The sequence below is a fragment of the Oscillibacter sp. genome, from assembly GCF_040505565.1.
In the GTDB taxonomy this organism is placed as follows: domain Bacteria; phylum Bacillota; class Clostridia; order Oscillospirales; family Oscillospiraceae; genus Oscillibacter.
This window is the reverse complement of the sequence record NZ_JBEUWZ010000024.1, coordinates 59,572-80,073: the sequence shown is the minus strand read 5'-3', so window position 1 is coordinate 80,073 and position 20,502 is coordinate 59,572. Positions and strand designations below refer to the sequence as shown.

The following is a 20,502-nucleotide window of genomic DNA, read 5'->3' as shown; positions in this document are numbered from 1 at the left end:
CACATTTTTTTAGTGAATATTTTGAAATGCGGTTTTGACTTGAAAGACAGCAAACGACTGGAAACAGTCGTTTGTTGCCTTCTTTCTGCGCGTTTGGTATTTGACTTTTTACCCCCTCAATCATACTTTGGATGGATTACAAAATAAATTTTATCTGATACAATTAGCTGGTATATTGGAAAATAATTCTTAAAAATGTACTAATTGTTAAAGGAGGGCGACTCATGGGCGACAGCGCTTCTGTCATTATAAAGCCCTCGCTGAAGGAAATTTTTCTGACCGGCTGGGAACACTGCCGGGTCATTCTGTTCTCCGCGCCCTGCGGCTGCGGCAAGACCACAACGGCGACGGCTCTGCTCGCCGGGCATACCGTCTGCGCGCTCAGCGCGGCGGACGCGGAATTTTTGCCGGGCAATATCCCGCCGGACTGCGACGCGGTGCTGGTGGACAATTTGCAGGTTCTGCTGGAACCGGAGCGCCGGGAGGCACTCTGCAATCTGATTCGCAGCCGAGATGATTTGCACTTTGTACTGCTGGGCCGCGGAGCGGTCCCCGGCTGGCTGATGCCGTTTCAATTTGCGGGCGTCCTGCTCACCATAGAATCGCAGGCCCTGTTTTTCGACCGCGCGACCGCGCAGCGGATGCTGGAAGATCGCGGCATTGCGGTCAGCCCCGGTGATATGAGCGCCATTCAGCGTGACTTTAAAGGTTATCCCATCGCCATGGACATCCTCTGCCGCAAGCTGAAAAATGGCGGGGCATACAGCGAGGACATCTTGAACTCGGCGAAGCGAGAGCTGTTCATTTATTTTGATGAGGCGGTCTACCGCCGTTTTGACGCACCCTTGCAGCGGTTGCTGGTGAGCCTTGCGCCGTTTGAAAGCTTCCATCTGGAGCTTGCGAAGATGGTCAGCGGCGATCCCCGGGCGGGGGAGCTGCTGGGTATCATCCAGCGGGATACCACCATGCTTTTATTCGATGGACTGGATACTTATCATTTCTGGCCAATCTTCCGGGTGTTTCTGATGTGGGAGCTGCACCAGAAACTCACCGACGCGGAGCAGCGCAGCTTGTACAGCCGCGCGGCGCTCTATCACGAGCTGCACGATGAACCGGACAAAGCGCTGGAATGCTACTCCCTTGCGGGAGAACAGGGTAAGGTGTCCGCGCTGCTGGTGAAAAACGCAGAGCAGCACCCCGGTGTCGGGCGTTACCACCAACTGCAGAATTACTACTTCGCTCTGCCGGACGATGAAATTCTGAAATCCCCGGCGCTGATGTGCGGCATGAGTATGCTGACCTCCCTGTGCTTGGATTACGAGGCCTCCGAGCGGTGGTACGCCGCGCTGCAAGACTATGCCGCGCGGCTCAAAAAGACCGATTCCGAGTACAAAACCGTCCAGGGTAAGCTGGCGTATCTGGACATTGCCCTGCCCCAGCGGGGGAGCAAGGGACTGATCGAGGTCATTGGCAGCGTGTTCCGGGTCATGACGGACAAGCAGCTCAAGGTGCCGGCGTTTTCCGTCACCAGCACTCTGCCCAGCATTATGAACGGCGGAAAGGACTTCTGCGAGTGGTCGAAAAAGGACGACCTGCTGTACGCCACCATGAAAAGGCCGGTGGAAACCGTGCTGGGCCGGGACGGCGTGGGGCTTGCCGACTGCGCCATCTGCGAAAGCAAGTTTGAAAAGGGCGAGGACATGTCGAAACGCCTGCTCACCCTCATGTCGCGTCTGGGCGAGATTCAGGCGAGGGGTACATCGGACATTGAGTTTGCCGTGGTGGGTCTGCTGGCACGGGTGCAGGTGTCCCAGGGAAAAGCACGGGCGGCGCTGGAGGCCATCGAGAGTCTGCGCGAAAAATTCCTCGACACCGGGCAGGCGCGCTTTTCGCCCAACATCGACGCGATGCTCTGCCGCATCCACCTCCGGCTGGGCGATACGGACGCCGCCCGGGCGTGGCTGCGGGAAAAAGCCCCAAAAAATGACGCGCGGCTGTGGGCTATGTGGCGCTACCAGTATCTGACGCGGGCGATGGTGCAGATTCTTGAGGGCGAGTGCGACAACGCGCTGTTGCTCTTAGCGCGGCTAAAGCCCTATTGTGAACACTGCGGGCGGGTGATGGACGGTATCCACATCCGGCTGCTCTCAGCGCTGTGCATGGAGCGCGCGGGTGACGCGGAATGGAAGATAGAGCTTTGCGGGGCGCTGGATACCTGCCGCGAATATCAATTTATCTGGCCTATGGCGCAGTACGGTGCGGCGATCCTGCCGCTGCTGGGCGCTTGCGGCTGGGACGCCGACGCGGCATATCTTGACACACTGGTTGCCGCCACGCGGGCGCAGGCAGTGGAGTATCCCCGGTTCTTGAAGCAGGAGGTGCAGCCCATGGAGCCGCTGTCGGCGGCGGAGACGCAGGTTTTGAAGCTGCTTTGTCAGAACCTGAGCAATCAGGAGATTGGGGAGATATTGGGCATCAAGCTGCCCACGGTCAAGACTCACGTCAGCCGCATTCTGCAAAAACTGGGCGTCAGCCGCCGCAGCGAAGCCAGAGCCGCGGCTGATAAGCTGCGCCTGATATAGGAGGGCGCGCGATGGATAAAACCATGCTGATTCTGAAACCTGACGTGACGCTAATTGAACAGGGCTATCAAACCGGCCTTGTGCTGAACGGATGCGTCCGCTTTGCCCAAGACGCGCGGCAGGCCAAAATCCTGCGGGCGCTGGTTCTGCGGCCGCAGTCGCTTGAAAGCCTGATGGCCCTTCTGCACACGCGGGACGACCCGCAGAGCGAAAACGAGAATTCCCTCACCATTGCCGAATTTATTCTGGACTTCAGTGAGTTTTTAGAATCATAAAAAGGAGAAAACTGCAATGCGAAAAACAAAAGAAAAAATCATCTCTCTTTCTTTGACGCTGGCACTTATCGCCAGCCTGCTGCCGGGATTGTCGATAACCGCAAGAGCAGCAACACTTCCCTACGGGATGACAACCTCATCCATCGGAGTTGGTTCTGGAAGTACGCTTGCGTCCAGCACAACGCAGATCGGCTTTGGCGGCCAGCGATGGTATGTGGTGGGTTTCAACGGAACAGGTATCGACAAGGGCAGTGAATATGTAACGCTGCTTGCAAAGGGGTCGATGGGGTCTTCCGCGTTTTGGAAAGACCCCAATAACCCAGATTCCAATTCCACTTCCTATTCCGGCAGCACACTGCAGTCATTTATCAACAACCTGCCGAATTCTTATGACTCCCGCGAACAGGCACTCATGGTCGGACTGACATTGGATGAGGTCTCCGGCACGCAGCCGACCAATCAAAAAATTTGGGCACTGGGCGTGACAGAGGCATCAACTGTCTCTTCGAGTGTGCGTGAGCTTGCTGATGGAGCATGGGTGCTGCGCACAATGTCTCAATACAACACCGCCCGTACGGTATCTGCCGGTGTTGTAAACAACTTTGGCCCCCCCAATACAACGTTAAACTGTGTTCGCCCAGGGACCTCACTCAATCTTTCAAAAGTGCTGTACACCTCTCCAATATCGGGCGCCAAAGATACGACAGTGGGCACGATGAATTCGGTTGCTCTCAGCAGTGAAGTCAAGTTTACCATACTCGACTCAAACCTGAGCCTTAACATTGCCAGTGCTCCGGCAAGTCTGACCAAGGCGCAGGGCAGCTCCATCAGCCTAAATTTCAGCGGCGCGCAGACAGGAACTGGCAAATATGTTTCCTGCGTTCTCGTGAGTAATTCGGATAGCTTGGTCAAATATTATGCTAAGCTGAGCGCGGATGCCAGCGGAACCTTATCAATACCGATTTCTGCGGACATAATGGCGGGTTCTTATACTCTGCTCATATATAACGAAGAGATATGCTCTGGCGACTACTCCGACTATGCAAGTACGCCGATAAGCATCAGCCTCACGGTGACGGGTTCGGCGAACACGGCCCCGACGCTCATATCCGGCGTATCGTCAACGGATAGTGTTTCGGTATCCGTGAATAGCGCTTATACCCTCAAACTATCGGATATTTTCACGGATATAGACGGCAATACACTTACCTACAGGGTATACACCAACGGAAGCAGTACTGCGGTTCCGGCAGACGAAAATTATTCTTTTACACCTAAAACTGCGGGAACCACCACGCTTCGGTTTACAGCCTATGACGGCGCGGCTGAATCTGCTCCCTATACGGTTACGCTTACAGCAGGAAACGTTTTGGCAACAGGCATTACGGTTACAGGAGAAAACGGGGCAACCTGTATCGGAAAGAACGGCAGCCTCCAGCTGCACTATAGCTTTCAGCCTTCAAATACCACAAATCAAAACGTCACATGGACGGTAACCATGTCGACACAAGCCGGTGAAGGCAGTGTAGATGCTGGGAACATGCTGAGAACAAGCGGTGTTGTTGATCCATCATGGGGAAATGGAAAAGCAACGATCCGGGCTACGGCGCAGGACGGTTCTGGCGTTTTCGGCGAGCTTGTGCTTCCAGTTCTACAAAATATCGTAACCGGCATAATAGTAAACGCCTCAGAAACTAACGTTGCGATAGGTGATACCACGCAAATGTCTGCAACCGTGTCTCCAACCGAGGCTAAGCAGGATATTACTTGGAGCATATCCTCGGGTTCCGGTATCGCATCTGTTTCAACAACCGGTTTAGTAACACTCACCGGCTCAGGCACTGTCACAGTTCGTGCAACGGCGCAAGACGGTTCAGGCCTTTTCGGCGAGAAGACTTTAACTGTAAAGGCCCTACAGGTTGCACCTTCGGCCCCGACAATGGCATCCAAAACGGAAACTACCATCACGCTTAACGCTATCACGGGCGCGGAATATAGTACTGACACATATACCTGGCAGAGCGGCACGACCTTTACTGATCTTGAACCTAACACAGCCTACAGCTTTTACGCAAGAATGGCGGGGACTGATACTTTGAAAGTTTCCTCATCAAGTCCAGCGCTTTCCGTAACGACGGAAAAAGCAACTCTGGGCGGATCTGTTTCCATCACCGGGACGTTCAAGTGTGGTCAGAACCTCAATGTGAACACGAGCGGAATGACCGCTGATCCAAGTTGCAGTCTTGGAACAATCTCCTACCAATGGACGAGGGACGGTTCCAACATTTCCGGAGCAACAGGCAGTACCTATAGTCTCGTTGCGGCTGACTTGGGCAAGGTTATTAATGTAACAGTTGCTGCGGAAAACTGCACGGGAAACATCAGCTCAAGCAACTCTGCCGCAACGGCGAAAGGTGATCCGGATTACACCGCACCCACCGGACTTATGGCAGCCTGGGGCGATACGCTGGAAGACGTGGTGCTACCGGAGGGCTTTTCATGGGAAGGCTCAGAAACCACCGACGTAGGAGAATTAGGAGACCATAACTTCACTGTCAAGTATACGCCGGATGACACGACCAATTACAATATCATTACCAATATTTCTGTCACCATTACGGTGGGAAAAAAGGACCCCAATTGTACCGCTGCACCTGCTGCTTCGGCAATTACCTATGGGCAGACGCTTGCGGACTCCATACTTTCCGGCGGAACATCTGATGTAGAGGGCAACTTTGCATGGGCGACAGAAACAACAGAGCCTTCCGTATCAGACAGCGATACGACGGAGTATTCCGTTACATTCACGCCGACAGATACGGAGCATTATAATGCGATCAACGTTCCCGTAAAACTGACGGTCAACAAGGCCATGTCTTCTATTACCTCTACGCCTGCCGCTTCTGCAATCACGTATGGACAAATGCTTTCGGAGTCCATCCTTTCAGGAGGGAGTGGCAGTGTAGCGGGCAGCTTTGCTTGGACGGACGGAGCGACGAAACCATCCGTATCCGACAGCAATACGACAGCATACTCCGTGACATTTACGCCCATAGACAATAATTATGCGCCATCAACAACAACTGTTACGCTAGTGGTGAACAAATCTACTTCTTCCGTTGCTGCGCCGACAAATGGCATAGTAACCGACGGTGAAACAAACACATTTAGTTTTACCGTGGTCAGTGGATATGGAATGTTGCCATTATACGAATACACCGCTAACGGCACGACTTGGATAGCTTTGTCAGCTTCAAATGCAACGCTTATAGACTCGACAATCACAATTTCTGTGGGTAATATTTCCGGTACTGTGCAGGTGCGTGTCAAAGAATCTGGTGATCATTCTGCAGGCACGGTGCTTACGTCATCAGCTTTTACCGGCTCCATTGAAGGCACTGTAACCATTGCCGGTACTGCAAAATGCGGACAAATGCTGACGGCGAACGTTATCGGCGCACAGTCAGACGCAATATTTTCCTACCAATGGGAGAGAACAGTTGGCGGTATCACAAGCAATATTGGAACAGGCAGCACGTATACTCTGTCTGCGGATGACATCGGAGCGACGATCACCGTGACCGCAACCGCAACAAACTACGATGTCACGCTGAAAAGTGCGGCGACTGAAGCAGTGGTCGAGGCTTCTGTGCCTGCCGCACCTAGCGCGCCGACAGCGGCAACGGTCGGAACCGATAGCATTACACTTAATTCCATTGCCAACGCAGAATACAGCAAGGATGGAATTATTTGGCAGGATAGCCCGACTTTCGGCGAGTTGTCGACCGCGACATCTTACACTTTCTATGCCCGCATTAAGGAGACCGGGGGGCAGTCTGCATCGGAAAACAGTTCCGTAGCAACAATTTACACGAGACCGGCAGCGCCTGACGCATCGGATGCGATCATCAACTATGCGAACGAAACAATTTCCTTTGGAACTGCCTATGAAATGAATACTGCTTCGACGTTTGACGGTTTAACAATCGTAACCGGTGATAACATCAGCAATTATGTTGACTCATACATATATATACGGCAGAAGGCTGTTGTGAATGGCACGCCAGAAAGCACGGCGACGGCGATAGCCGTTCCCGCGAGATCAACTACAGCACCGACCATATCAAACGTGAGCGGAACTCTTTCTGCCGGATTTACAGTCGCCGCGACGGTGACAGTGACCGAAAGCGGCACCTTTGTATACCGTGTAGACAACGGCACGTGGCAGACCTCCAACGTGTTTGCGGGTCTTGGCATCGGCACGGCGCATACCTTTGAAGCGGCTTATGCGGCGACGGCTTCGGCGTTCCACTCGGCTTCTGATTCGGAGGCAAAAACATGGGTTTCGTCTGATTTCACAGCAGCGCAAATTGCGACACTAATAACCACAATCAACGCTCCCACAAAAGATACGACAAGCATGACGCTCCCCACAGTTCCCCCAGGTTTTACGGTGGTAATCAAGCATGTATCCCCCGATGCAACTGTGTTGGCAATTAGCGGAACCATTACCCCACCCAGTGCAGAAACGACGGTTAAGGTCGTGCTGACGGTTACAAAAACAAGTGACAGCACGACGGCAGATACGGCGGAAATCTCCGTGATCATCCCTGCAAAGACTGTCTCTAACTCCGGAAGCGGGTCATCCTCCAGCAGCACCACTGCCAACGGCGTGTCAGTTCCGATTTCCAGCAATACCGGCACTGCAAACGTGTCCGCTTCCGTTTCCGGCAGCACGGCGACAATTTCTGCCGCCAACAGCCAGCTTTCTACGATTGCCTCCGCATCTAAGGACACCGGCACCATCACGGTAGACGTCTCCGGCCTAAAGGTGAACGCTGCGACCATTCCCTCAAAGGTGGTTTCCGCCGTACAGAGAGCAGAAGGTTCTGAAGGACTCGCGGTTGCCCTGCCCACTGGCACGGTTGCGCTTGACAAGCCTGCACTGGCGTTTGTCGAAGACAAGGGCGACGTGAAGTTCTCCGTAGAGACTGTCAATAACAGCAAGCTCACCGACAGCCAAAAGGCTACGCTTGGCAGTCAAGCTGGTTTTGCTACCGTGGTGGATGTCAACGTCTACGCAGGCAGCAGCAAGGTCAGCACGTTTGGCGACGGTAAGATTACCGTTTCCGTTCCCTACACGCTGAAATCCGGTGAGAACTCGGACAGCATTACCGTTTGGTTTATCAATGACAACGGTAGCATCGAGCCAAAGACTGCCAGCTACTCAAATGGCAAGGTGACCTTTACCACCGAGCATCTATCACAGTATTTAATTGTGAATTTCCCGTTTGCGGATGTGGCTGAGAGCGCATGGTGCTACGGCAGCGTGGCCTATGCCTATAATAACGGCCTATTTGACGGTACCTCTGCTACGGCATTCAGCCCCAATGCGACGGCGAACCGCCAGATGATCTGGATGGTGCTGGCGCGTATGGACGGCAAAACGCCCGCCAACATGGCGGAAGCCAAGGCGTGGGCTGTGGAAAACGGCATTTCCGACGGCTCCAACCCCACGGGAACCATCACCCGCCAGCAGATGGCGGCTATCCTGTACCGCTACGCACAGCACAAGGGGTACGATACCACCCAAGGCGGTATGGCTATCCGGGAATTCTCCGACTACGGCAGCATTTCCACATACGCGCAGTCCGCGCTGGCGTGGGCAGTGAATGCCGAACTTGTGCAGGGTAGTCACAATCAGGTGATGCCTTTTGGCGACGCCACCCGTGCGCAGGTAGCAACGATTCTCCAGCGCTTTAGCCAGAACTTGGCAAAATAAGCGGTGACAGACAAAAATCCGGACTTTGAAAGTTTAGATCCTTAAAAACACCTTTGAAGTAAAAAGAGGGTTCCGACGATATCGTCGGAACCCTCTTTTCGGTCTGGTTCTTAACCAGACCGCCCGAAAGGTTCGGGTATCCCTTTGCCCCGCATACGAAAAAAGTCTTCCTTTATTGAACAAGTTTTGCAATAAAGTTAGAATACACAAAACGGTGAAAATAGCGGAATCTAATATCAAGGTGTTCTCATGGCTAAATATAAACATCTGACTATTGACGAAAGGCACGTTATTGAACAGTGCCTCAACAAGCAAAAATCGTTCAAAGAAATAGGAAGAATGCTGAACCGTGATCCAACAACGATCTCAAAGGAAGTGGTTGGCCATATCAAAGTCCGAAATGTTGGCGGAAAGAGCTATCCATTCAATGCCTGTAAAAAGCGTAATGTTTGTAAAAAAGTGCAAAGTGTATGCAAGCCTTGTCATCACCCCTATACCAGGGATCTTTTCTGCGCACGATGCGGTGAATGCAACAGCACATGCTCCAGTTATGAAGAAGAACGCTGTCCGAAACTTGGCCTTCCTCCATATGTGTGTAATGGCTGTAAGAGGATTACCCGTTGCCAGCTTCAAAAACAATATTATTATGCGGATTTTGCCCAACAGGAGTATGAAGCCGTCCGCAGCGAGAGCCGACAAGGGATCGCGACAGCGCCGGAAAAATTGCAGCGAATCGATGCTGTTATTTCTCCGCTGATCAAGCAAGGCCAGTCCATCCACCATATCTGTTCCACGCATGCAGATGAGATTATGCTTAACGAGAAGACAATTTACAATTACATCGATGCCAGCTTACTTTCAGTTGGAAACATTGACCTTCCGCGAAAAGTCCGCTACCGCAGGAGGCAGAAGAAAACGCTGATTAAACTGGATAAAGGATGCTACAAAGGAAGAACCTATCAGGACTTTCAGCGGTATGTAAAGGAAAATCCGGATCTGCCTATTGTAGAAATGGACAGTGTGGAGGGAAAGCGAAACTGCGGGAAAGTACTGCTGACGATATTTTTCCGCAATTGTAGTGTAATACTTGCTTTCTTGCGAGACGCCAACACGGCACGTTCTGTGGCGGACATTATTGACGGCCTTTATGAGAGACTTGGACATGAGCTCTACTGCGAATTGTTTCCGATTATCCTAACAGACCGTGGAAGCGAGTTTACAAATCCATCCGCAATAGAATGCACAGAATGGGGCGAAATCCGAAGCAGAGTATTTTATTGCGATCCGCAGATGGCAGGCCAGAAGGGTGGTATTGAGGTTACACATGAATTCATCCGAAGAATTCTACCGAAAGGCGCACCTTTTGATGACCTGCATCAGCCTGATATAGACCTCATGGTAAACCATATCAATTCTTATGCGAGAAAAAAGCTGGGTAACCGGTCCGCATACCAGTTACTCAGCTTTCTTTACGGTGACGATATCTTAGCAAAACTCAACGCCAAATTGATTCTTGCTGATGATATTAATTTGACCCCTAAACTGCTGAAAAAATAACCAGCGTCCTACCGCTATTTCCAACGTATATGAGCCAAACGAATGGGGTGGAAGTTGCCTTTGCAAAAAATGAAAGAAAACTTCGACCTCTCGATAAGTTGTGCTCTTTTTGAATAGAAGGTGAAAATACGCATCCAAATTAGCATGAAATTCACTCTATTTAGAGTTATTCTTGAAAAAACGGAACTTACGATTACAAAGTGGAAGTTGCAATTCCAAAATGGAACTTAACTTTTCAATTCAGCTTAGCAATAACTCCCACTTGCATTATAGAACTAATGTTCTATAATATAAAAGGGGGTGATGGCGTGGCACGCAGTATTTTGCATGTGGATCAAAACTGCTTTTATGCGTCCGTGGAAATGCAGCGGCATCCGGAGCTGCGAAACCGGCCGCTGGCAGTCTGCGGCAGTCAGGAAGACCGGCACGGAATTGTGCTGACCGCAAACTATCTGGCAAAGCCGCGCGGCGTCAAAACCGGCATGGCGATCTGGCAGGCTCGCCAGAAATGCCCGGAGCTGGTGGTGCTGCCACCGGATATGGCGGAGTATATCCGCTTCAGCAAAATGGCGCGGGAGATCTATTCGGATTACACCGATCAGATCGAACCGTTTGGCCTAGATGAAGCATGGCTGGACGTAACCGGTAGCGCGGCGATTGCAGGCGACGCCATGCACATCGCCCAGGAGATCAGCAACCGAATTAAGTTTGAGCTGGGGATCACGGCCAGCATCGGTGTAGCGGACAATAAGATCACTGCCAAGTTGGGCAGCGACTATAAAAAGCCGGACGCCATCACCCGGATTGAAAAGGACAATTATAAAAAGATCGTTTACCCGCTGCCAGTGGAGGATCTTCTCTATGTGGGGCCAGCTACAAAAGAGAAGCTGCGCCGTGGCGGTATTACGACTATCGGAGCACTGGCCGAAGCGCCCGTTGATTTCCTGCTGCACAGGCTGGGGAAGATGGGCGTGGTGCTGCACACCTTCGCAAATGGGCAGGACGTTTCCCCAGTGCAGAATACGGAGCATATTCCAACCATCAAGTCGGTAGGGAACAGCGCTACCACGCCTCGGGATCTGGTTAATAACGACGATGTGCGCCTCATGCTGCTCCTGCTCTCGGAGAGCGTCTGTGCCAGGATGCGAGAGCTGGCGTCTCGCTGCACGGTGGTAGAGCTTTATGTGCGTGATACAGAGCTGAGATCTTTTATCCGGCAACGCAAACTGACGACTCCTAGTTGCTCTAGCACAGAGCTGGCCGACACGGCCTTTGCCCTGTTCCTTGCGAACTATCGCTGGGAGAAGCCTGTTCGCAGCATCGGCGTCCGGGGGAGCGGACTTGTAGAGGCGTATGAGTGCGTACAGATGTCGCTTTATCAGGACGATCAGCGGCGGCAAAAATGGGAGCGCATTGACGCGACGGTGGATGATGTGCGGAATCGGTACGGCTATATGAGCCTGCAGCGTGCGGTGCTCTACACAGATCCGCTACTAGGAAGAATCAACCCCAAGGATGACCATACGGTACATCCCGTGGGCTTTTTTGCGGGGTGATGCGGGATGGAACGAAAGAAAAAGTATGTCCCGGTAATTGTCCGGTTTGAGGCCGAAGGCAAGCTCCGTCCCCTGATAATTGAGTTTGACGAGAGCCACAAGTACCCGGTGGATCGTGTTCTGGACATTCGACGGGCGGCTTGTGAGAGTGTCGGAGGTGTTGGAGATCGCTATACCTGTCGGATTCAGGGACAGAAGCGCTACCTCTGGTTTGAGAAGGGACGATGGTTCGTGGAGGAAAAGGCTTAAAGCTAGTATTGTTGGTATTCATACGCTCTTGTTTACAAATGGGAAGGGAGAGCGGCGAGCCAGAGAGCGCCGGCCTGCTGGGCCGGCTCACGGAGAAAGTCACCTCGCCGCTCTCCCCCCCGCTGCGGCGGGTCCTCCCTCTCACCACTCCGACTTTCTCTTTGCTGAAAAACAGCGGAATTTTTCGAAGGAAAAGGCTTTCCATGCATACAGCGTATAATCATGCGCTGGGTCGTTTCGGATTTAGCCGCCCTAGAGTTTTTTCTTCTCTTGTAAGATCTATCGTTATCTAAGTCCCTAAGTTGTCTGTAAAAAATGGGAACACACCCATGATCCAAAATAGATTGCACTTGGCTATGTACGGAAGTAGAATTAGAAAAGAAGAAAGAACAGGAATCCCCCTTGTGCGGCACGGAATCCGCTACAGATGTCTGAACTGCCCCCTTGTATTCTACTCTGAGATAATAGGAGTTACGGTTGAACGTGCGATTGCGGTTTTTGCAGCGCAGGACAATGACGCCATGCAGCTTACGGATCGCCCCCAGCGCTCTGCATACGGTGGAGCAGCCCATCTCAAGCAGCTTTGCGATACTGCGAATGGATGGAAACGCTTTCTTGCCGTTGCCGGCCTGCTGGAGCAGGCACAGACATACGCAGAACGCGCCGTGGGACAGCTTCCACTGGAATATCTCACGCGGGATCAGGGTGTAGTTCTCCGTCACCGGCAGCAGGCAGGCGTAGGTTGTCTTCCCGTAGCCCACGCGCCCAATCTTCTCCTGGTACTGGTAGCTGCGGCAGAAATCAATGCAGCCGGCGCGCTTCAGCTCTTCTGTTGCTTTGCGGGCTGTTGGAATGGAGCAGTTGGCCAGTGCGGCCAGAGCGTCGAGGCTGATGGTGCATTGGCCAAGGCGGTTGCGGCGGCTGTACAGGGCGGCCCCCACCCAGCGGGCGCTGTAAGAGAGCGCCTTATTGTACAGGAGGCAGCTTGGATTCCGGAAAAGTGAATGTTTTGTGTTCATGTTCTTTTCTTCCTTCCTTCTCTTTGCGTGCAGCCTCTTGCACAGGCTGCACGCGTTTTTTTACAGAAAATAGCACAGGAACCGGGTGTTTTGCTCGGTTCCTGTGTTCATAAAACAAGTAATTATTAATGCAAATTTTTTTGTGCTCTATTCTTGCCTTAATCCAAGACCTCCGATTCCATAAAAGCAACACAATTGATTGCCCTAAGTATCGCAATTTTCCTATTTTTGTTTCTCTTTTATTTTTTCAACCATCAATAGCATCTCATGTGTTGTACGCATTGATTTAAGATACCAAATAATCATTGCAAATATGGTTGCGCTAATACAAACGCAGAAAAGGCAAAACGCTGTAAGAATAGTGCTTAAATCCGCTTTCGCGCAAATTCCACGGGAGAGGTCGAGCGCCAGTGCTTTTCTAGCAAAGTCAGCAAGTAACCGCCACACACCTGAGATTCCAGCAACTAAAATAGTAACTAAGAGAAAAGAAAAAACATTCTTTTTATATTCATACGAGGATTTAAGCTCAAGATAATAAAACATGAGTGCTTCATCAGTCAGGCTTTCCAGCCGTACTTTCTCGTCATGGAGCCGCAAAATTTTCTTATTTGTACGCTCCTGCAGGGATAGCCGCATAACCTGATTACGAAACTTTCCAGCCATTTCCGTCCCCCTTTGCAATAACAGGCATCTGCCACAATTGTGGCCCACATTTTTGCAATTCTTTCAACATGTGAGTTTTGTAAAAAAGGGAGCCGGATATTCCGGTTCCCTTTTTGGTTTATTAAACTTGAATGGTGCTTGTTGCGGATGCCCTTGAAATAGCATCATTTGCCCAGTGTGTTTGCGGGATATCTGCAAAGGATCTCCCGTCTTTAACTTGTGCATCTCCTTGTCGGAACACCCGATCCAGGATGGTAGCGGCCTGCGCGCGGGTGATATAGTCATCCGGGCGTAGTGTACCGTCTGTAAAACCTACTATCCATCCCCTTTCAACGGACAGCGCCATAGGATCTTGGCTCCGAATATCAGCGCCGGTGGCCGTACATATCAGAGAGAGAAAAACGCGCCGCGTGAAATAGAGATTTGGACTGGTGATCTGCGAGGAGACTCCCAGCCGATTCAGCATCAACGCCCCTTGTTTCAAAGTTAAATTGGAGCAGGGGCGGAAGGTGTTATCCGTAAATCCAACGATGTACGGCGCAATCTGCCGGTAATACACCGCATAGAAGATACAGTTGCGCGTCAGCGTAATTGTATCACCGGCGTGGTAGGCAGCATCACCTCCTGACTCCGTGGCCCAGCCTGCAAAGGTACAGCCTTCCTTTTCCGGCGCTTCAAGGAACGTCACGCGGTTGCTCGAATCTCCCCGGAGAACAATGTCTGTAACTGCGCTGTCGGGGATGAGAACGGCGGAGTATGCCGCCTTATCGTTATCACCTCCTCCGTCACTGTACGTAGGCGTATACCAGTAACCGGCAATCGCCACATCCTTCTTCAGTGCAAAATCGAGTGCGTTAGTTAGCGTTCCATCCAGCGCCCAGCCCAAAAAGCGCAGTGTACTCTTGCTCTGCGGCTGTGCCGGAAGTGTCACTGTCTGCCCGTAGCGGTAGCTTGCGGTCGCCGGTAGCTCTGGTGCATCTTCCGGCACAGTATCTCCGGCAGAGCGCCCCGCGTATGCATACGTCACGGTGAAACGCTCCCTGTCATAGTAGAGCTTCAGGTTGGCCGTTCCATCGCTCCTGATCTTGAAATTGCCTGCGGCCGTCACGCTATCTGGCGTCAACAAGAAACCTTCAAACTCCTTGAGCGGAATGGTCCCCCCCGCAGTTCCTTCTCCGTTGAAGCTATCCTCTAGAGTATAGCCGTCGTCTTCTATGTGCTGTTGGTAAAACTCCACGGTGTAGGGGACGTCCGACCGGGCTTTCCATGTGCCGGTGAAGGTGACCGGCTTATCCGGCATGGAGAACTGCCCATCGGTGACCTCCACATTCGCAGACTTCCAACCGGAGAAGTCATAGCCCGGAAGTACAGGAACGCTTGCATCCACACTCACCGTTTGCCCATAGCGATAGTTGGCCGTCTCTGGCAGCGCCGGGGGCGTTGCGTCCGTATCGCCGGCATAGGCATAAGTCACGGTGCAGATTGCACGGTCAAAATAGAGCTTCAGGATTCCTGTTCCATCGCTCTTTATTTTGAAGCTACCCTCTGCAGTTACGCTGTCCGGCACCTCAGTATAGCCGGTAAATTCCTTGTGCGGGACGCTTGTACCGGTCGTACCTTCACCGTTAAATGTATAGGCCAGTGTATAGGCGTCATCCTGGATATTTTGCTGGTAATATTCGATGACATAGGGAGTGTCGGTTCGGGCAATCCACTCGCCTGTGAGGGTCACCGGGCCGTCTGGCATGATAAAATGCCCCTCGGAAATTTCCGTGTTGGAGGTTTGCCAGCTGCCAAATTCATAGCCCTGCAGAGTAGGACTGCCCGCGTCAACGGTGACCGTCTGGCCGTAACGGTAACTGGCCACTACCGGCAGTACTGGGGGCTCTACATCCGTCACTCCTGAATAGGCGTATGTGACAGTGTTGACGTTACGATCATAGTAGAGCTTCAGAAGCGTCGTTCCCTCGCCGTCGATGTTGGTGGTGGTGAAAGCAGCCATGGATTCCGGGGTCATGGTAAAGCCAGAATAGATCTTTTCCGGCACAATGGCCATGGTATCGGTGGTGCCGATGCAATGCTCCGTGTCGGCCAACGTATAATTGTCATCGTCTACGTTTTGCTGGTAATATTCGATGACATAGGGCGTATCAGTGCGAGGGGTCCAGCTACCGGATATTGTCACGTCCTGACCTGACATAGTAAACGTGCCAGAGGTTATATCGGCATCTCCAGAGGCCCAACCGCTAAAATCGTATCCGGGCAACGTAGGAGTTCCGGCCACGGCCAGGGTTGTACCATACTTCTGTGCAGCCGATGCCGGCACTGCCGGGGCTTTTGATGGGACGTTGCCAGAGTATGCATAGGTGACGTTAGCTGTATCGAGGTCATAATAAAGTTTGAGGATGGATGTTCCATTTCCGCCTATGACCGTTGTATCCGATTTAGATGCGTCTGCCAGGTGGCAATGCGGATATTTTGTACTGAGCGCTAACATATCCAGCGTAGCGCGAATTTGTGTATCCGTTGTACCTTTGCCTGAGATAGAATCGGCAGACTGTTTTGTATAGCTATTGTCAGTAAGATTTTGCTTATAAAGTTCTACAGCATAAGGAGTGTCGATGTTTGCCGTCCATGTTCCAGTAAACGTGACGTTATTGGATGGAACAGTAAAAGAACCACCTGACAAGTAAACACCTGATGATGTGGTTGTCCAGCCGCTAAATGTATAGCCCGGTACAGTTGGTATACTTGCAGCTATTACCCTACTCCCTACTATCACGGTCGATGAACCGGGAGCAGAGACACCCGATGGAATTTTACCATTGTACTGATATGAAAGCGTAACTTTGGGGTCATATGCAGGTATCATACAAATTTGTGCGTATCCCCAGCTGCCATTGTTTACACCCCACGATAATTCGCTATTCGCATCATTGCGATAATAAATTATGTCTCCACCGCCGTTAAAGGTGTTTGGCGTACATGAAAGGGCAGTATTGTAATAATATCCGCCGGAAAAAAACCCATTACTTGTAGCATCAACATTTGAGAATGTTACTATAGGAGAAGCTGATAACGAGCCATAGTTTTCATAAACTCCATTATCACGAAGAGTCTTATATTGTAAATACACACTCACTTGTGAACCACAGTAATAGAGATCAATATTATACTCTGTTGAGGTTCGCTTTGAAACGTCTGCTCGACCACTATAAGTCTGGCCGCTCGGTATCGTGCTATTGCCTTGCAGTTCGACATAATTTCTAGTGGCTGCAACAATCGTTGCGTCAGAACTTCCAATATTTGCAAGAATTGAGGTACTACCGGATGAATATTGTTGATTGTGCATGGAGCAGTTTCCGTATACCCTATAAGTAACAGAGTAATATTGAGTTGAAGCGGCATGTGCTGGAATTAAAAAAAGCGGTATCAGAAGTACAATTGTCATGAGCAGGCTTTTCAGACTCTTTTCTATCCAATTATAACCGCTTGGTTTATTTCTGATTGTTTTGGGAACTTTAGTTTTCATTTGAATCCCCTTTCTTTGTTTTCGAGGTTACGTGAAACCGCACCAGATAAAACTGCCTGGCCGGGGCGCTCCACGCGCTGCATCGTGCTTTGCAGTGCCGGCAGCGGCGTTTTGACTGTGCATTCAGAATTGGTTGAAGTGTTCCCTTATAAACAAGTCTAACCGATTCAACAGAGATCCGCTCACTGCTTTCCAACCGCCTTAATACAGTCTCATGCGTAAGCGCCTGATACTTACCTGCAGGAATACCTGCGAAAGCATCACGGCTATCCTTAATGAGCGATAGCCGCAGTTCCAGGCAGATTTCCTGATTGGTTGCTTTCGGCGCTCTCTGCCCGATCGTGTGGTATCCACCAGGCAGTGCCGGCAGCGCTTGAAAGTTCCGTCCAATATCGGCACGACAATATTTCTGCCAGAGAGCCAGTCCGAAAATAATCATCAGCGCAGGACACCAAAGTGCAGGAATTTGCCGTATCAGTCCCAGGACATATACCGGCCAAAACGGCAGCATTAAGGCCAGGGCTGGGTCTGTGACAAACTGATAGTACCATCGCTTAAAATTTTGGAGCATAGCTTGTCTTCACCTCCATGTTTTTTGTTACGGCAGGGAAAAGAATACCGCCCAACTCTAGCGGAACGGTGGCCGTGAGAGTTGTCTGAAAATTCAGATCTCCACCGGCAGAATTAACATATTGCGTCTGGAGCGAAGCAACAGAAAAAGACTTGCCTACGGTGATGGTGTTGTCTTCAGACAAGTCGGTGGCATTGAGAGACTGCACCAGCGCATCCACCACGTCATCCGTGGTAATGTTGAAGGCAAAGGACCCGTCCTCCGGATGCCGGGCGAAACCGTCCCCCTCCCGCGCCCCGCCGTAAAACTCTGGTACATTCACCGCAGCTACGGCCAGCACAGCCTCATTGGTCTTTTCTCGCACGATGCCCAGCGTGTGGTAAACATGGAATACCTCTACTCCTGCACTGAGGAGCATGGCTCCAACCAGGAGCTTAACCGCCGTGCTGAGAACAAACTCGCCGCACTGCTCTTTTAATTTCTCTGTCATTTCCAGTATTGCTCACTCCTTCCCACGACGCTGGAATGTAGCGGGATTGGCAACGAGAGGAAACCTCCAATGCCAATTTTGCCTGTATAGGAGACCGTCACAGTGAACGGATCTCCAAATTGAATGCGGGTTCCTCCAGCTGAATAATTGGCGTCAATGGAGAGACTGGCAGAATCCAGATTGCTGGTGGTTTTCAGACGCTGAAACGCTTGATCAGCAGAGGAATCCACCTGCCCCACGATCTCAATGTGCCGGGCCACGTCCCCGGCCATCGCTGCCAGTTTGTTGGACTGAAACAGCACTGCTCCCACAGAGATTACAAGAGCAATTGCGGCGCAGCCCAGCAATAATTTAAATGCCCCGGTCAACAGCATTTCTCCCCGGCGCTCTTTTAATTTCTGAAGCAAATCATAGCCTCCCTTTCTAGGGCGCGGGTGGTCAGGCCCGCGCCCTATGATGAAATCTCAGTTAAAATACGCCATGATCTTGGTCTTCAGCGTGGGCGCCAGATCATCGTTCAGGAAGTTTTTCAGCAAGAGCAGAGCCGCAGCGCCCAGCACAAGAATGATGACAAACACTACAGCGTGATCCATCACAAACTGGCCCGACTCGTCCTTCAGGGTATCCTTCAGGCGAGCGGTGCGGAGCTGTGCACGGATGTAAGCCTTGACCATAGCAGCGTTCAGGTTGTTTTTAATAGTTTTCATAATTTTTTATCCCTTTCTATTACAATAAATTTGGTTGGAAGTCCGGCAGCCAGCCGGGCTTTTTTCCGTCTCATGCCTAAGCTACAATAAGAGGAGCAACTGGCTGACCTTTCCTTTCTTGGGCTTCCATGTCCGAAATTAAGACTGTCAGCCATCCTCTTGTTGTAGCGTTCGATTTAAGCAGGTTGAGCCTACCGGGATGCCGGGGAGTTCGTGTCACGCAATAGATTGAATCGGCAATGAGAAAAAAGATGGGTTCCGGTTGCGGATTCTTTGTATTGGAGGAATGTAAATGAACTCTGTTGGCATTGATGTCTCCAAGGGAAAGAGCATGATTTCAGTCATGCGGCCATTTGGAGAAGTGGTAGTCTCACCTTTTGAAGTGCGTCACACCGCCAGTGAACTGAGCAAGCTGGCAAGGCTGCTCAAAAGCCTGGACGGTGAGACCCGTGTAGTGATGGAAGCTACGGGCAATTACCATGTGCCAGTGGCTTGGCTTCTCCACGATGCAGGGTTTTATGTGTCCATAGTCAACGCAATGCTGGTGCACGACTACGGAAACAACAGTTTAAGGCGAGCCAAAACCGACAGGAAGGACGCTGTGAAGTTGGCCAACTACGGTCTTGACCACTGGCTTTCGCTTCCGAAGTACGTCCCGGAGGAAGACACCCGGCTCATGCTGAAGAACTGCTACCGGCAGTACCGGCAGTATTCCAAAGTACAAACCATGTTCAAAAATAATCTGATTTCTTTGCTGGATACTGCCTTCCCAGATGCGAACCGTCTTTTTACCAGTCCGCCTCGCGCCGATGGCAGTGAGAAGTGGGTAGACTTTGTGGATACCTTCTGGCATTGCGCTTGCATTAGTGGGATCTCCGAAAGAGCCTTTACGGTCAAATACCAAAAGTGGTGCAGGAAACACGGCTACAATTTCAGCGAGGAAAAGGCACGGTATATTTACGCCTCCGCTTGCGGTCATTTGGGGGTCATGCCGGAAACCAACACCGCAAAGATTCTGGTCGAACAAGCTGTTTCCCAGCTACGAACGACCACCACTGCTCTTGCCACACTCCGACAGGAGATGCAGACCTTGGCCGCAGCCCTGCCCGAATACCCGATCGTGATGCGGATGTTTGGCGTTGGCCCCGCCCTCGGTCCTCAGCTCATGGCAGAAATTGGCGATGTCCGCCGATTTCACGCCAAGAAAGCGCTGGTCGCTTTTGCCGGTATTGACGCTCCCCCTTACCAGTCTGGCACTGTAGATATCCGCAGCCGCAGTATTTCCAAGCGCGGCTCATCCTCCCTGCGAAGGACACTCTTTCTGGTGATGAGTGTGATCCTCCAGAACTCGCCCCCTGATGAACCAGTCTACCAGTTCATGAATAAAAAGCGCGCTGAGGGCAAGCCCTACAAAGTCTACATGATGGCTTCCGCAAACAAGTTCCTGCGCATATACTATGCCTCGGTTAAGGCGTACCTGGATTCTTTAGAGACAGCCTAAACCTCGTTCCTGTCCTCT

Annotated in this window: 14 protein-coding genes; 7 read left to right on the top strand and 7 right to left on the bottom strand. The window is 51.5% G+C overall.

Features of this window, described 5'->3' with window-relative positions; translation table 11 throughout:
- Positions 1 to 224: 224 nt before the first annotated feature.
- The 6 genes from ABWQ15_RS12365 (at position 225) to ABWQ15_RS12340 (ending at position 12,001) form a co-directional block, all read left to right on the top strand.
- Positions 225 to 2,582: a LuxR C-terminal-related transcriptional regulator gene (locus ABWQ15_RS12365; RefSeq protein WP_353909085.1), complete on the top strand. Its 2,358-nt coding sequence runs from the start codon at positions 225 to 227 to the stop codon at positions 2,580 to 2,582.
- A gap of 11 nt (positions 2,583 to 2,593) precedes the next feature.
- Entirely contained in the window at positions 2,594 to 2,857 is a 264-nt protein-coding gene (locus tag ABWQ15_RS12360; protein ID WP_353909084.1) for a hypothetical protein, read from the top strand.
- Positions 2,858 to 2,873: 16 nt separating this feature from the next.
- Positions 2,874 to 8,639 carry an S-layer homology domain-containing protein gene (locus ABWQ15_RS12355; RefSeq protein ID WP_353909083.1) on the top strand — a complete coding sequence of 1,922 codons (5,766 nt, stop codon included), beginning with the start codon at positions 2,874 to 2,876 and terminating at the stop codon, positions 8,637 to 8,639.
- Between the two features lie 249 nt (positions 8,640 to 8,888).
- Entirely contained in the window at positions 8,889 to 10,196 is a 1,308-nt protein-coding gene (locus ABWQ15_RS12350) for an IS30 family transposase (protein ID WP_353909082.1), read from the top strand.
- A gap of 308 nt (positions 10,197 to 10,504) precedes the next feature.
- Complete coding sequence (gene dinB / locus ABWQ15_RS12345) at positions 10,505 to 11,752, top strand: DNA polymerase IV (protein ID WP_353909081.1); 1,248 nt, start codon at positions 10,505 to 10,507, stop codon at positions 11,750 to 11,752.
- Positions 11,753 to 11,758: 6 nt separating this feature from the next.
- Entirely contained in the window at positions 11,759 to 12,001 is a 243-nt protein-coding gene (locus ABWQ15_RS12340) for a hypothetical protein (protein WP_353909080.1), read from the top strand.
- 32 nt (positions 12,002 to 12,033) lie between these two features.
- Here the strand turns inward: ABWQ15_RS12340 and ABWQ15_RS12335 are convergent, their stop codons facing one another.
- The 7 genes from ABWQ15_RS12335 to ABWQ15_RS12305 form a co-directional block, all read right to left on the bottom strand.
- Entirely contained in the window at positions 12,034 to 13,020 is a 987-nt protein-coding gene (locus ABWQ15_RS12335) for a hypothetical protein (protein WP_353909079.1), read from the bottom strand.
- Between the two features lie 222 nt (positions 13,021 to 13,242).
- Positions 13,243 to 13,683 carry a hypothetical protein gene (locus ABWQ15_RS12330; protein ID WP_353909078.1) on the bottom strand — a complete coding sequence of 147 codons (441 nt, stop codon included), beginning with the start codon at positions 13,681 to 13,683 and terminating at the stop codon, positions 13,243 to 13,245.
- 121 nt (positions 13,684 to 13,804) lie between these two features.
- Positions 13,805 to 17,215: an InlB B-repeat-containing protein gene (locus ABWQ15_RS12325; RefSeq protein ID WP_353909077.1), complete on the bottom strand. Its 3,411-nt coding sequence runs from the start codon at positions 17,213 to 17,215 to the stop codon at positions 13,805 to 13,807.
- The gene (locus ABWQ15_RS12320; protein WP_353909076.1) at positions 17,205 to 17,786 is read right to left on the bottom strand and encodes a hypothetical protein; all 582 of its coding nucleotides are present in this window, start codon (positions 17,784 to 17,786) and stop codon (positions 17,205 to 17,207) included. The genes ABWQ15_RS12325 and ABWQ15_RS12320 overlap by 11 nt, the downstream gene beginning before the upstream one ends.
- Positions 17,770 to 18,276 carry a hypothetical protein gene (locus ABWQ15_RS12315; RefSeq protein ID WP_353909075.1) on the bottom strand — a complete coding sequence of 169 codons (507 nt, stop codon included), beginning with the start codon at positions 18,274 to 18,276 and terminating at the stop codon, positions 17,770 to 17,772. The genes ABWQ15_RS12320 and ABWQ15_RS12315 overlap by 17 nt, the downstream gene beginning before the upstream one ends.
- Positions 18,273 to 18,683 (bottom strand): DUF4320 family protein, encoded by a 411-nt coding sequence (locus ABWQ15_RS12310; RefSeq protein WP_353909074.1) that lies wholly within the window; start codon positions 18,681 to 18,683, stop codon positions 18,273 to 18,275. Before ABWQ15_RS12310 ends, ABWQ15_RS12315 begins: the two co-directional genes overlap by 4 nt.
- Positions 18,684 to 18,740: 57 nt before the next feature.
- On the bottom strand, positions 18,741 to 18,983 hold the full coding sequence (locus ABWQ15_RS12305) for a hypothetical protein (protein WP_353909073.1): 243 nt from the start codon (positions 18,981 to 18,983) through the stop codon (positions 18,741 to 18,743).
- 292 nt (positions 18,984 to 19,275) lie between these two features.
- Here ABWQ15_RS12305 and ABWQ15_RS12300 point away from each other — a divergent pair, with 292 nt between their 5' ends.
- On the top strand, positions 19,276 to 20,484 hold the full coding sequence (locus ABWQ15_RS12300) for an IS110 family RNA-guided transposase (RefSeq protein WP_353909072.1): 1,209 nt from the start codon (positions 19,276 to 19,278) through the stop codon (positions 20,482 to 20,484).
- The last annotated feature ends 18 nt before the right edge of the window (positions 20,485 to 20,502 follow it).

Bases quoted from the DNA above. Each gene is read 5' to 3' on its own strand.
- ABWQ15_RS12335 (WP_353909079.1), bottom strand. From the start codon at position 13,020: ATGAACACAAAACATTCACTTTTCCGGAATCCAAGCTGCCTCCTGTAC.
- ABWQ15_RS12305 (WP_353909073.1), bottom strand. From the start codon at position 18,983: ATGAAAACTATTAAAAACAACCTGAACGCTGCTATGGTCAAGGCTTAC.
- ABWQ15_RS12365 (WP_353909085.1), top strand. From the start codon at position 225: ATGGGCGACAGCGCTTCTGTCATTATAAAGCCCTCGCTGAAGGAAATT.
- ABWQ15_RS12320 (WP_353909076.1), bottom strand. From the start codon at position 17,786: ATGCTCCAAAATTTTAAGCGATGGTACTATCAGTTTGTCACAGACCCA.
- ABWQ15_RS12325 (WP_353909077.1), bottom strand. From the start codon at position 17,215: ATGAAAACTAAAGTTCCCAAAACAATCAGAAATAAACCAAGCGGTTAT.
- ABWQ15_RS12300 (WP_353909072.1), top strand. From the start codon at position 19,276: ATGAACTCTGTTGGCATTGATGTCTCCAAGGGAAAGAGCATGATTTCA.
- ABWQ15_RS12355 (WP_353909083.1), top strand. From the start codon at position 2,874: ATGCGAAAAACAAAAGAAAAAATCATCTCTCTTTCTTTGACGCTGGCA.
- ABWQ15_RS12340 (WP_353909080.1), top strand. From the start codon at position 11,759: ATGGAACGAAAGAAAAAGTATGTCCCGGTAATTGTCCGGTTTGAGGCC.
- ABWQ15_RS12315 (WP_353909075.1), bottom strand. From the start codon at position 18,276: ATGACAGAGAAATTAAAAGAGCAGTGCGGCGAGTTTGTTCTCAGCACG.
- ABWQ15_RS12350 (WP_353909082.1), top strand. From the start codon at position 8,889: ATGGCTAAATATAAACATCTGACTATTGACGAAAGGCACGTTATTGAA.
- ABWQ15_RS12330 (WP_353909078.1), bottom strand. From the start codon at position 13,683: ATGGCTGGAAAGTTTCGTAATCAGGTTATGCGGCTATCCCTGCAGGAG.
- ABWQ15_RS12360 (WP_353909084.1), top strand. From the start codon at position 2,594: ATGGATAAAACCATGCTGATTCTGAAACCTGACGTGACGCTAATTGAA.